The organism is Clostridium sp. YIM B02500, assembly GCF_022324665.1.
Lineage (GTDB): Bacteria > Bacillota > Clostridia > Clostridiales > Clostridiaceae > Clostridium > Clostridium beijerinckii.
The window spans coordinates 26,755-40,767 of the sequence record NZ_JAKGTE010000022.1 but is presented as its reverse complement, the minus strand read 5'-3'; the positions used below and the strand labels follow the sequence as shown (position 1 = coordinate 40,767).

Below are 14,013 nucleotides of genomic sequence, written 5' to 3'. Positions count from 1 at the left end.
AAGCTATAGATACAATTCAAAAAACAGGTAATTGGGGATATATTGAAAAATACATACCACATATGTCTGCTGATGGGATTAAACAGGTTGTATATATAACTCTAAACATTCAAACCATTCTGAGCATAAGAATGCATCAGATTATATAAAGAACTAAATTTAATTGGGGGAAATAACCCGAAAGGGGGAAATGTAATTAAGAGGAAATATTTAATTATAGCAAGTATAATAGCTGTTCTAACTGGTATAGCATATATATTATTTCCAGAGAAATATCTTTTTGTAAAAAGTACAAATTTGAAAGATGATAGTTTGGCTGGAGTTTGCTTAATGGAACAAGTTGATATACAGGCTTTAGAAGAGAAATTTGGAAAATTGACAAATGATAATATTAATAAAAATGGATTAAGAGGTTTAGAATTTGATAATTATCCGTATTATGCATATTTCCAAATAGATAAAGATAATGAAGTTGCTTAGATATCAGTTGGATATCCTAATAAGTCAGATGATACAAAATTTGTAACAAGTAGAGGCATAGGCTCAGAGTCTAAATTTTCAGATGTATTAAAGGCTTATGGTGATAATTATGCAAAAAAAACTTATTCAGATTTTATGGGGAGCGGTGATGGATATGATGTCACATATATTGATAAGGAGCAAAAGACTTCAATTGAATTTGAGTTTAATGAAAGTGATCCTTATTCAAATAAAAAGGAAGAATTTCTTCACTATATTACTCTAAAAAAACTTATGAATTAATGGGATAAGAAATACGTTTCAATGGAAAAAGGAACAATGAGGTGATATATGAGTGCTATATGATAACATGTATATAAAGGAAATACGTCTCAAGAAAGAAATTCATAAAGATGACAGCTATATTAAAGAGTTACCTGTAGTTAATAACTTAACCAGCTTAGACATATCAAGAAATGTAACATTTTTTGTTGGTGAAAATGGTAGCGGAAAATCAACATTATTAGAAGCTATTGCTGTTAATAGTGGATTTAATGCAGAAGGAGGAACTAAAAACTTTTGTTTTTCATCAAGAGAAACACATTCAGATTTATATAAATATATTACTGTAGTTAAAGGTGTGCAGAGGCCTCGCGATGGTTTCTTTCTAAGGGCAGAAAGTTTTTATAATGTAGCTACAGAAATAGAAAAACTCGATTTGGAAAGCTTTGGGGGAGTTCCTGTTATAAAGAGTTATGGAGGTACATCATTACATAAGATGTCACATGGTGAAAGTTTCATTACACTAATGACCAATCGTTTTAGTGGAAATGGATTATATATTTTGGATGAACCAGAAGCTGCATTATCACCTATAAAACAAATGGCTATGCTTACTATTATTAATGAACTAGTAAAGAAAAAATCACAGTTTATTATTGCAACTCATTCACCAATATTAATGGCATACCCAGGTGCAGATATATTTGTTATTGATGATGATGGAATTACGAAAACTCCTTATAAAAAGACTGATAACTATATGATAACAAGAAAGTTCTTAGAAAATCCTGAAAAGATGATGGGTTATTTATTTGAATAGATTATTATAGTAAAACTAAATGGCATATTAGTAATATAAATTAGGGGGATAGGAAAGAGATGGATAAACAATATTTTATAAAAACTGCAGAGAATTTTGTTGAGAATTCACAAGATAACTATATAACAAAAGAATTAGCTATTTCAGAAAATGTTGTAGGAATGAAAATTTTTGATGCTCCAATTTTGGCATTTGGTTCTGTGGATGACGAGTACTTTACATTATTGAAACAAACGTCAGCAATTGGAAAACACTTCATGCTTCCAAAAGAATGGTTACCACAATCAAAGACTGTTATATCATTTTTCTTACCATTTAGCGAAGCAGTTAAAAAAGGAAATAGAAGGAATATGTCATGGCCTTCTGAAGAATGGCTTCATGGACGTATTGAAGGTCAGAGTTTGTTAAATAAGTTGTGTATGCATTTAAAGTCTGAATTGATTAATGCAGGATATAACAGTGTCGTACCTACTTTAGATGAAAGATTCTGGTCAAATGCTAATCATCCAAATCATGAAGAAAAATTTACAAGCAACTGGTCTGAAAGACATGCTGCTTTTGTATGTGGACTTGGAACATTCGGACTCTCTAAAGGACTTATAACAAAGAAAGGTATATCTGGAAGACTTGGCAGCATCATCACAGAATTATACTTATCACCTGACAAGAGAGAATATGAAAATATATATGAGTACTGTTCAATGTGTGGTAAATGCGTAAAAAATTGTCCAGCTAATGCAATATCTATAGAAAATGGGAAAAATCATATCACATGCTCTGAATTTTTAGACAAAACAATGGAAAAACATAAGCCTAGATATGGCTGTGGAAAGTGTCAGATAGATGTACCTTGTGAATCTAGAATACCTAAACAGCATAATGTAAAATGAATATTATATTTATATTAATTTTTGGCAGGAGCAACGTTACAATTAATTTGCTTTGATGATTTTGTTCCATCTATATGTTTTCCTGAATTTTTAAATTACTTTAATATGTATTCAGTTATTTACTGGGCAATACAATTAATAGTTTTACTATGTATTATCTTTAATATGACTCGAAAAACATCAAGTAAACTTCAGAATTTTGATTTAAGTCAGTAATTAGAACACTATAATATAAAACCAAGTAAGTGTATTGTTTAGTGTTGAGTAACACTATTAAATTTTGCAAGGCAAGTATAGTTTATAAAATGAGAGGAAATAAGATTATGGAATATATAAATGTTAATGGCAAAGATTAGAATATAATATTACTTAAAGACAATCAGTTTATGTTTCCAGAGCTATCTCATGCTTAATATATAAAGGATGAGTGTAATATACAAGTGATTAAATTTAATAAAATAGAAAATACGTCTATAAGCATTTTAAAAATTATCATAATATTGGACAAGTGCATTTTTCTAAGACCTTTTACAAATTTAGTAATATGAAAAAAATAATATAAGATATAGAACAATAAGAATGAAGATTATCGTACGGGGGAGTGAGTTGATGAAGAAATGCATTGTAGTAATGGGATAGTCAAAAGCAATTTAACATAAAGGAGAGAACTAAAAATGACTATTCCAAATGCAAATAAAATATATCCAAGAAGTAATGATTACCAAACCATATATCTTAAAAATGTAATTACAAGGTCTAATATAAAAGTTGGAGATTATACAATATATAATGATTTTTATAATGATCCAAGAGAGTTTGAAAAGAATAATGTACTATATCAGTATCCTATAAACAATGATAAATTAATAATTGGCAAGTTTTGTTCAATTGCATGTAAAGCAAAGTTTCTTATGACTAGTGGGAATCACACAATGAAATCACTGTCTACTTACACATTTCCAATATTTTATGAGGAATGGGGTTTAGATGTCAGCCTTATAACAGATGCTTGGGATAATAAAGGAGATATTGTAATTGGAAATGATGTATGGATAGGTTATGACGCTATAATTATGCCAGGCGTGAAAATAGGTGATGGTGCAATTATTGGTACTAGGGCAATAGTTACTAATGATGTCTCGCCTTATACTATTGTTGGAGGCATACCTGCACAAGTTATAAAGAAAAGATTTAGAGAAGACATAATTTTAAAGTTGCTGAAAATTAAGTGGTGGGATTGGCCATATGAAAAGATCAAAGCAAATATTAAATACATTCAGTCAGGGGATATTGATAAATTAATGTAACATGTTGTGGCTAAATATTCTTAAAAGACATATCAACGGTTGATATGTCTTTTTTTACACAGTAAATTATATAAATAGAAAGGTTCAAACAAAAATTCAAGAATTAATGTGAGAATACTTATTGCTTATTTCCGTTTATATGGTAAGAGCATAGATATTGTAGTTCGAGATACACAACTTTCCTATATCACGAATCAATAAAAAAATAAATAAACAATTTTAAAATCGCATTATTCAAGAGTTTGAATTTGCGTTTTTTTATTGGAAATTTGTAAATGGAGAGTAATCTAGAGGGCATATATATGATGCAAAGAAAACTTGGTAAAAATATTGACAATAAAACTTGGCATGATATAATAAAAATACCAAGTGTACTTGTCAAGGAACTGAAAGGTGGAATATATATGAATAGAGATGAAATTTTAGCAAGAAGCAAAAAAGAAAACTTATTAAATGATGAGCGTGAGCGATATATTCAAAAATCAGCAAATCAGAATTCTTATTTTGCAGTGATTATTATATTTGCTATTTTCTCAATAATTCTTTTTATACAAAAACTTATAACAGGCGGAGCTTTTGCAGATTACAGAGTGTTTTCGTTAGCTTTGTTGATCGCAATGATTGGGCAAAGCGGAACAGTTTATTATTATAATAGAGAGAAGAAAGTGTATTTATTATGTACTATTTTAGGAATTATTGGGGCAATTGCTGGTATGGCTTCAATTGTTGGAAGCGGCATGGGGTGGTTTTAATTGTCAGCATTTAAAAAGGAACAGATGGAAGAACTGGTATTGCATAATAATTTAAAGAAAGTCAGAACAGAACAAAAATTATCTCAATCTCAATTGGCAGAAATGGTTGGTGTATCAAGAAATACAATTAGCTCTATTGAGACAGGGCAATTTAATCCTACTGCAAAATTAGCGCTTGTTCTTTGCGTCGCGTTAGATAAAAAATTTGAAGAATTATTTTATTTTGATTGATAAAATTTAATTTAGAAGATTCGATTATAGATGTTATTATATATGAAAATTAAATAGTAAATTAGGATATCGCATTATTCATAAATAAGAATGAATTTGCGATATTTTTTTACAGTATTGACCCTAACACTGCGTCATAGTGTAATATAAAAATAGAGAGTAGATATATTACTTAAACTTTTTGCCGGCAGATTACTAAATAATATTTAAGGCTCTAAAATTAAATTCTGAGGTGTAGCAATGAGAACAGTAAAACAAGTTTCAGATTTGACAGGAATAAGTGTACGAGCACTGCATTATTATGATGAAATAGGCTTATTGAAGCCTAGTGAAATAACAGAAACAGGTTACAGACTTTATGATGATGAAGCTCTTAAAACTTTACAGCAGATTTTGTTTTTTAAAGAGCTTGATATACCTTTGAAGGAAATTAAAGATATAATGTCAAGTCCATACTTTAATAAAATGCAGGCACTAGAAAACCAAAAAAAGCTGCTTATTTTAAAGCGAAAAAGATTGAATGGCTTAATAGACCTTATAAATAAAACATTAAAAGGAGAAGGAACTATGGATTTTAGAGAATTTGATATGAGTGAATACTACAATGTGTTGGAAGAATTTAAAACAGAGCATGAAGATAAAGTAATTAAAACATATGGAAGCATAGATAAATATAATGAATTTATTGAAAAATGCAAGCTTAAGGAAGATGAGATTGCTAAGGCTGCTATAAAGCAATATGGAAGTATTGAGAGATATGCAAAAGCTGTAAAAAATAATCTTAATAATATTACTACATCATCTTTAGAAGAGCAATTTGATAAGTTTAAAAAAGATTGTATAGAAGATAAACATCCTAAATTAAAAGAATTATTTAAAAAGCTTACAACTGATTTGAGTAAAAACACTTCTTCAAATGAGATTCAAGAAATTGCTAAAGAAATAGTAAATACAGCTAAAAAAGATTATGAATTTTTCAAAAGTGATAGGGGAGATGATTATTGGTATTACATGGCGAATCTCTACTCGATATATCCTGGTTGGATAGAAGTAGTTGATAAGAAATATGGCAGTGGTGCATCTAAATTTATAGGAGAAGCTCTAAAAAAATGTCCTAGTACTAAGCTTCCAAAGATAGAAGAGCTATACAATAATCTTACATTCGATTTAACTAAAGGTCCTTCTTCAAAAGAGGTTCAAGAAATTGTTCATGAAATAGCAGATGAGACCCAAAAGCAAAATCAAGCTTTAAAAATAGATGGGGGAGAAAATTATTGGGAGTATACTGCAGAACTTTATTTATCAAATAATATTTATATAAAAGTGATTGATAAAAAATATGGAAATGGAGCTTCTAAATTTATTGGAAAGGCTTTGAAATATTATTCCGAAAATAATAAGTCGTGAATTTAAAATACTATTAATTGTCACTGATATTATGGAAATGCAATAAATAAGGTATAGTTATAGCTATGTATATAATTTTACTAAACAGTTATTATAGTGTATTAATAACTGTTTTTTTATAATTGAACAGCATGGTATTTACAAAATATGTTACAATCAAGTGGTAGTAAATGGTGATTTGGATAAAAGATTATATAAAAAATCCGCAGAAAATATCAAGTATGTTACCTTATCTTAGCTTATAATTCTTTTGAAAGATGAGGTGTTTCTTATGAAAAAGACAAAGACATATTTAAAGAATTTTGTAGGAACAAGTTATGAGGTTGGAACACAGATTGGCAATTGGATTTTATCGGAACCTGATTTATTGAAAAATATGATTTTACCACCTAATGCCTATCCACAAAGCAAATTAAAAGAAATATTCACTCTGCTTGATCGATATTGCAGTGGTGTAAATCAGGAAATCGAAGGATTCGTAGATACAGTTGGAATTTCCAAAGAACAAGCAATTTTTTATGCAATGACATATTTAGAACGTGGATGTAGTTTAATGTCTGCAGTACCAAACAAGATTGAAAATGGACACACTTTGATGGCACGTAACTACGATTTTAATGATGAGATGGAAGAAATGTGTTTTGCGTATACAGCTGTTAGAGGGAAATATCGTTACATTGGTTCTACACTTAATTTATTCGGACGATGTGATGGGATGAATGAATATGGATTGGCAGCTTGTAAAGCTAGTAATGGATTGCCTGTTGGTAACTTTCAGGGAGGTCAGAAAGCAGGCGTAACTGGTTTTTCTTTTTGGGTTGTTATTCGAAGTATTTTGGAAAATTGCAAAAATGTTGAGGAAGCTATTGCATGGGCAATGGATGCGCCTATTGGGTATAATATAAATTTGATGCTCGCTGATAATAGTAATAAAATTGCCTTGTTACAGTGTATAGATGGTCATAAATCATATCGTATTTTGGATAATGAATCTAAGGAGAAATTTCTTATTTCTACAAACCATACAGTTTTAGCAGAAATAAAGCCATATGAAAAGATGTTGATTGAAAACTCGGTGATTCGTTACAAAGCAATAGAAAAAATGTTTTGTGAAAAAGAAAAAATATCAGAGAAAGATTTAAAAGATATCTTATCTACATCTTATCCAAAAGGATTGTGTTGTCACTATTATCCTGAATTTTTTGGAACTTTACGTTCTATGGTATTTAATACAACCGAGAAAAAAATAGAAATGACATTTGGTTCGCCTCAAGCAAATGAATGGAAAACTTTTATGGTAGAAAAGCTACAAGAGCAAGAAATTATTGTGAATCTCCCCTGTGAAAAAGCGGGAAAAGATTTTTATAATATTATGCCTTAAATAAGGAGGAAACTGTATTGAAAGACAAGCAAATTATTGGTAGAGCAATTATATTTATTGAAACGAACTTGTATGAGCCATTGACTGTAGAATCAGTTGCGAGTGCAGTTTCCTATTCTTATTATCATTTCCATCGTTATTTTCAAGTAGTGATGGGTGAAACTATTGGCAGCTATATTAGAAGCCGAAGATTGACTCAAGCGGCATATAATCTTGTACATAGCGACAAAAGGATTTTAGATATAGCAATTTCACTGTATTTTGAGTCTGCTGAAAGTTTTACAAGAGCTTTTAAGAAGAGATATGGCATTACACCGATGGAATATAGAAAGAATGGTATTGATGTGTTGATTGGAAATCATAATCCAATGCAAATTGATAAAATCACTGAATCCAATTATGTAAATCTTCAACCAGAAATAGTAACATTTCAACCTAAATGTGTTGTTGGATTTAGATGTTACATGAGTATTGAGAAAAATAACAGTATTGAAATGTGGAAAAAGTTGAACGCTCAATTAGAGAAGCAAAAGTATATTTCAATGAATAATAATAGATATAGTATTTATGAAACAAGTGGTACATGCCTGCAAAATACATTTAATAAAAATAGTGAAACCACTTTATTTATAGGAATTGAAACATCGAGTGACAATAATATTCCAGAAGGAATGGAATTAAAAGAAATTAGTGGCGGAAAGTATGCTAAATTTATACACAAAGGTGCAGTAAAAAACTTGATTTCTACATATTATTATATTTGGGGTGTCTGGTTTCCTAATAGTAGATTTCAACTAGATGACAGAGATGATTTGGAATGCTATACAGAGAAATTTTTAGGAGCTGAAGATAAAGAATCACAGATTGAAATTTATTTCCCGATACAATAGCAGATATACAACCAAAATTCACTAAATCTCAATTTATAAGGCGGCCATAAATCTTATCTTTTCTAATTAACTAGAATAAACTTTGAAAATTAAATAATGCGATTTTTATATTTCATAGAATAACTATTTAACAATAGTTAATAAACTATGAATTTTATAAGTTGTGCCATAAGTTGCTGCATGCTATGATATAATTTACCATAATAGTATTAAATTGCTATTGATATAGTAAATATGATTATGGGAGGGCGAAATAATGAACTGCTATAAAGAAGAATGTATTTTAGGTGAATGGAAATCTAATGATGGGAAAGGGAATCTTAATATTGAAAAGATAGGTGAAACATATAAATGCAATTGGAGGAGAGATGAAGAAAATTCTAGCTATGAGTATTCCGGAATTGGAATTTTGGTCGATGACAAGCTACTTGTATCAAGGTATTTAAAGCAAGTTCCAATGGCTGGAGTTGGTGTGTATAAACAAATAGGAGATTTACGCTCAAATTCAGCTCTTTGGGCTTCAACACAGAACTTTGATACATTAGGTTCTGGGATTGCATTAAGGAATGAAACAAGCGAAAGTTTTGAAGGTAATTATAAGGTTAGGTACTTTATAAAAGAATATGAATCTCCTGTTTTTGACCTAAAAATTATAAAGAAAGAGAAAAGTAATGATTTATATGACTTAAGTTGGTCTATAAATAATCAAGTGCAATTACATGGAATTGGTACAACTCATGATAGACAGATGTTTTTGGCATACGGTGGAATAAATTTTGAGTATGAAATAGTTATTTTAAAGATTGATAATCAAGATACATTAAGTGGTAAATGTGCTTCTATAAGAAATAGTAGCGTTAGTGAAGAAATATATATTAGATAGTATGCTAAAATCGTATTATTCAGGAGGGGGAATTTACATATTTCTTTATGCACAATATGTAGATTTGACGTAGTAAATTATAAAAATGTTCTTTGAAAATTGAATAATATGATATTTACAATTTATGTTGTAATTAATTGATAACAGTAAATAATTGTGCGACATATATTATACTTATATGGTTGACGAATGAAAAAATCATTAAAATTTAATGTATTAAATTATGGAGGTTTAAAATGAATTCAATAATAGATTATAGAAGTGATGCAGTAACATTAGCTACATTTGAGATGCGGCAGGCAATGGCAAATGCTGAAGTGGGCGATGATTTTGCTGGTGAAGACCCAACAGTAAATCGACTGGAAAAAATGAGTGCCAGTTTATTTAATAAGGAAGCTGCTATGTTCGTAATTTCAGGAACAATGGCAAACCAGATAGCAATTATGGCTACCGTTCATTTAGGAGATGAAGTTTTAGTAGGTGAGGAATCACATATATATAACCTGGAGAATGGAGGGCTTGCTGCACTGTCGGGTGTGCAGGCAAGGCCGCTTAAAAGTTATGACGGTATGTTTGACTTAAATGATATAAAGCGTGCTGTAGAATTTCGCGGAATTCAATCATCTTCTGTAAAAGTGTTGTGTCTTGAGAATACATATGATTTGAACAGAGGAATACCTCTTACAGAAACGTATATATCCAGTGTTAGCGATACTGCACATAAATATGATATGATGGTCTATCTGGATGGTGCGCGTATATTTAATGCTGCTGCCGCACTTAATGAGAAACCTTCGGTATTGTGTAAAGGTGTTGATGTTATGCAGTTCTCACTTTGTAAGGGGTTATCCGCTCCGGTTGGATGTATGCTTTTGGGGAGCAAGAAGTTTATTGAACGTGCCAGAGTTATAAGGCATAGAATAGGAGGTGCTATGGCACAAGCAGGCCATATGGCCGCTGCAGGAATTGTTGCACTTGAAACTATGGTTGATAGGATTCAAGACGACCATTTAAACGCCAAGCGATTAGCAGTTGAGCTTACCAAATTCAATGAGAGTTTAGTTGATGTTGAAAAGACTTTAACTAATATTGTTCAAATTAATCTTAATTGTGTTGGTAAAGATGCTTTCTATTTGGATAATGCTTTACAAGAATATGGTGTAAAAGTTAAAGTTGTTGACTCAACCACCTGTAGGTTAGTAACTCATTATGGTATTAACGTTAATGATATCGACCATACAATTTATGCAATAAAGAGTATATTGAGTTAAAATATAGCTAATTCATCACTGCATAATTCCTTCATGATCTTCTCATATCATGAATAAATGGAATTAAACAACAATTGTAAAATCGCATTATTCAAGAAAATTGAATTTGCGATTTTTTTATGCGCCATACTAAAATTTTACGTAGTAAATTACAGTGATATTTTTTAAAAATTAAGTAATACTACCTTTACAAAATATATTACAATTAGTGAATGATTGTGGATTTGAGCAGGATTTTTAGTCAAGAGTGAATTTTCACTTATAATATATATAAATAAAGAAAGGTGTGATTACTATAAATAACTTTTTTAAGCCAATGTTAGCTTGTATAAGTAAATTAAGTCTATTTATAGGAAACTTATTAATGAGTATAATTGTTTTTTTCTATATGTCTTTTTTGCATGATTTAAGTCAATTATCGGCAAGGGTTTCACTATGGCATAGTACTATTTTATGGATGAGTACACTAGCGATTATTAGTTTAATTGGAACTATATTAGGTTTTATCACAAAACGCAATCACATGAAAAAGATTTGTACGTGTACAATTTTGGGATATTTATTATCAATTCTATCTACAAATGCCTATTACCATAAAAGAATCTACTTTAACTTTCCAATACAAATGCTGGTAGGATTTATTTGTATAATTCCATTTATTATTTCTTTTCATTATATTTTAGATAGAAAAGACAATTCAAAATAATGAAAACATTTTTCTGTTATTTATTACAGGAATGCTTGGCTTTGGACCAGTAATGTTAAAATAATAGCAGGGAATATTAAAAGCATAATTCTAGTTTAAAATGAATAGTGTCCTGACAATGGTAAGCAACTAAGACAAGCTAACCGCATAATTAATAATAGTATTTTATTGGAGAGTGATAATACATGAAAAGTGATAAAATGTTTCGAATAATATATTCTCTAACTATATTCGTGTTATTTTTTTTAACTTTTTATATAGGATTTGAAATTATCAAATTGAAACACAATATAATTAGCTATATTATACTAACAATTATAAGTGGCTGTTTACTACAGCTATGTGTAAAAATATTTAGTAGAAGAAATAAATGATACATTTCTTGAATTTTGGACAAACAAAAATAAATTTACAGTATATGTTATAATAGGAATATGGAGAAAGAATAACTTGATTTCATTATTTATGTTATAAGGGGAATGATCTTTATGAATAGCTTGTTTTTAGGGTTTGTGGCTTGCTTTGTAGCATATTTTATAACGGACTTTTTTTGCCAAAAATTAGGTATAGAAAGATTAATAAATAGTAAAAGACATATGAGAATTAGCTTATTTCTAATTGCTGCAGTATTTAATATTATTGGCACATCAATTATTGAAAACTTTTCTTCAAGGGAATATCACTTTTTGCTTAAATCTTTTTTAGCTGGAGCAACTTTCTACTTTATTGTTTTTATATTGCCATTTAATAATAAAAAGATTAAATAACAATATATCTACAATTTATATTATATTTCATTCAGAACATTAGCTTATTAATAAGAGAGCAAAACAGTATATATTTTTATAGCATATTAAATCACATTGTAAAAAGCATTAACTTTTAAATATATATATTAACTTGTGATATTAGGAGGCAATTAGAATTGATAAAAACTAAACAACAAGCAGCTGATTTAGTGCTAGTAGTATTAACAGTTATAGTTGGCATTATTTCGTATATTTTAAACTTAGGTTGGATAAGAGTAATTTTTATTATCCCATTTTTAGCATATAACACTATAATATTGATTTCAGGTATAATTTATGTTTTAACGAGTCGCAAAGAAGGAGCAGTTAAACAAAGGAAAGCATTTTATCTTGGTTTATTAACATATATTCTTTTTAATGTATTTCTTTTTGATGGTGGTGATATTGGACCCGCGTATTGCTTTTTTGGATTAATAAAGATATATGGAAGTGGCTCTTTCTTTTATTACACATCTATGATTAGCCTTATTATAAGCTTGATATGTATTATATTAAATATTAAAGCAATTATGAGTAAAAAAGCTGAAGTTTAATCCATAGACTTTTGAACAGAGAACATCTATTTTAAATATACAATTATTAAAAAGTAAATGAGTTTTATAATTTTTTTTTATTATGAAGTTCTAAATTTTAACGAGATAATGGTAAATATTTATCATATAAAATCAAATTGATATTCAAATAAATTAAATAATATTATATATGTTATAATCATTATGAAATAAATAGTAATTTCTAGAGGTGAAGAAATGGGAGAACATTTTAAATCATTATCAGCAGTGATTCCAATTATCTTACAAAAGGAAGACGGCAATGTGCAAATTTTACTGCATAGAAGGAAAAATACCGGTTATAAAGATGGAGAATGGGATTTAGCAGGTAGTGGACATGTTGATGAAAATGAAACAGCTAAAATGGCTGTTATAAGGGAATGTGCAGAGGAATTAGGAATTGAAGTAAAAATAGAAGGATTATCTTTTGCTCATTTATCCCATCGTGTTAACGATACTGGAGGAAGAACATATTATGACATTTATTTTGAAGTTAATAAGTATGATGGCATTCCTAAGATAATGGAACAAGATAAATGTTCTGAATTAAAATGGTTTAACATAAATAATCTTCCAGATGATATTATGGATATTAGAAAAGTAGTTCTTGATAACTATAAGGATAATATCCAATATAGTGAAATAATTAAAGCGTAGTTTTATGCAATACATAAGCATAGAATTATTTCAGAAGTGATATGCTCCTTTTAATGTCAACAGATAAAAAATAGAAATCTGTTGACATTAAAGGGAGTATTTTTGTGCCTAAAATACTAATAAATATTAGAAGAGTAGATATTATAATTAAATAAATAATGGCAAAAGATGATATAATTTGAAAATATAATAATAAAATTGTTACAAATTATGCTATAATTTATTTATAATAGAAAATGAGTTTAAATTTACAGGAGAATGCAAGATGAGAGCTTTTTTATGAATATAGTAAGTCTAGGCGTTACGATATAGAATGAAAACAATTACCTATAAAACTTTTTCATATACTTACTATGAATTCTATTGACTAACAGAACTACAGTACTTGTTGTATTTAATGACAATAAATTATAATGATCTGTATTAAAATCAAAGAGTAATCAATAAAATTGCATATATAAGTTAGATTCAGATTGACTGGTTAAGTAGTACAATCTGTTGATTTTAGCATCTATGAAGATTGTAAATATATAATTTATAACAATTTATAGTAATTTTTAAATTTAATAATTAATATAATCAAGAGTAATAATTTTTAAATTTAAAAGTATTATGGTGGAAAGATATCTGAATTTAAGTGAATTTAATACTCAATAGACTTTTTAAAATTAAGGCAAATTATAGTTAATTTATAGTATATAAACTAACTATATCAAA

The 14,013-nt window shown here is 28.7% G+C and carries 15 protein-coding genes; all 15 read left to right on the top strand.

Annotated features, from left to right (window positions below; all coding sequences use genetic code 11):
* The first annotated feature begins 330 nt into the window (after positions 1-330).
* Positions 331-480, top strand: coding sequence for a hypothetical protein (locus L1S46_RS17315; protein ID WP_238900531.1), 150 nt, complete (start codon positions 331-333; stop codon positions 478-480).
* A gap of 135 nt (positions 481-615) precedes the next feature.
* Complete coding sequence (locus L1S46_RS17310; RefSeq protein ID WP_238900530.1) at positions 616-762, top strand: hypothetical protein; 147 nt, start codon at positions 616-618, stop codon at positions 760-762.
* Positions 763-814: 52 nt separating this feature from the next.
* Entirely contained in the window at positions 815-1,561 is a 747-nt protein-coding gene (locus tag L1S46_RS17305; RefSeq protein WP_238900529.1) for an AAA family ATPase, read from the top strand.
* 59 nt (positions 1,562-1,620) lie between these two features.
* Complete coding sequence (locus tag L1S46_RS17300; protein WP_238900528.1) at positions 1,621-2,451, top strand: 4Fe-4S binding protein; 831 nt, start codon at positions 1,621-1,623, stop codon at positions 2,449-2,451.
* A 674-nt stretch (positions 2,452-3,125) separates the two neighbouring features.
* Complete coding sequence (locus tag L1S46_RS17295; RefSeq protein WP_238900527.1) at positions 3,126-3,758, top strand: CatB-related O-acetyltransferase; 633 nt, start codon at positions 3,126-3,128, stop codon at positions 3,756-3,758.
* A gap of 302 nt (positions 3,759-4,060) precedes the next feature.
* Positions 4,061-4,510: a DUF6442 family protein gene (locus L1S46_RS17290; protein WP_238900526.1), complete on the top strand. Its 450-nt coding sequence runs from the start codon at positions 4,061-4,063 to the stop codon at positions 4,508-4,510.
* A 24-nt stretch (positions 4,511-4,534) separates the two neighbouring features.
* On the top strand, positions 4,535-4,741 hold the full coding sequence (locus L1S46_RS17285; protein ID WP_026884957.1) for a helix-turn-helix transcriptional regulator: 207 nt from the start codon (positions 4,535-4,537) through the stop codon (positions 4,739-4,741).
* 240 nt (positions 4,742-4,981) lie between these two features.
* Complete coding sequence (locus L1S46_RS17280; protein ID WP_238900525.1) at positions 4,982-6,148, top strand: MerR family transcriptional regulator; 1,167 nt, start codon at positions 4,982-4,984, stop codon at positions 6,146-6,148.
* A 271-nt stretch (positions 6,149-6,419) separates the two neighbouring features.
* The gene (locus tag L1S46_RS17275) at positions 6,420-7,529 is read left to right on the top strand and encodes a C45 family peptidase (RefSeq protein ID WP_238900524.1); all 1,110 of its coding nucleotides are present in this window, start codon (positions 6,420-6,422) and stop codon (positions 7,527-7,529) included.
* Between the two features lie 17 nt (positions 7,530-7,546).
* The gene (locus L1S46_RS17270) at positions 7,547-8,419 is read left to right on the top strand and encodes an AraC family transcriptional regulator (protein ID WP_238900523.1); all 873 of its coding nucleotides are present in this window, start codon (positions 7,547-7,549) and stop codon (positions 8,417-8,419) included.
* A 256-nt stretch (positions 8,420-8,675) separates the two neighbouring features.
* Positions 8,676-9,302 (top strand): hypothetical protein, encoded by a 627-nt coding sequence (locus L1S46_RS17265; protein WP_017210905.1) that lies wholly within the window; start codon positions 8,676-8,678, stop codon positions 9,300-9,302.
* Positions 9,303-9,538: 236 nt separating this feature from the next.
* A complete protein-coding gene (locus L1S46_RS17260) occupies positions 9,539-10,573 on the top strand; it encodes a GntG family PLP-dependent aldolase (protein ID WP_238900522.1) in 1,035 nt (344 codons plus the stop codon).
* A 1,194-nt stretch (positions 10,574-11,767) separates the two neighbouring features.
* The gene (locus L1S46_RS17255; RefSeq protein WP_017210908.1) at positions 11,768-12,046 is read left to right on the top strand and encodes a hypothetical protein; all 279 of its coding nucleotides are present in this window, start codon (positions 11,768-11,770) and stop codon (positions 12,044-12,046) included.
* Positions 12,047-12,204: 158 nt separating this feature from the next.
* On the top strand, positions 12,205-12,621 hold the full coding sequence (locus L1S46_RS17250; RefSeq protein WP_017210909.1) for a hypothetical protein: 417 nt from the start codon (positions 12,205-12,207) through the stop codon (positions 12,619-12,621).
* Positions 12,622-12,837: 216 nt separating this feature from the next.
* The gene (locus tag L1S46_RS17245; protein ID WP_238900521.1) at positions 12,838-13,296 is read left to right on the top strand and encodes an NUDIX domain-containing protein; all 459 of its coding nucleotides are present in this window, start codon (positions 12,838-12,840) and stop codon (positions 13,294-13,296) included.
* The last annotated feature ends 717 nt before the right edge of the window (positions 13,297-14,013 follow it).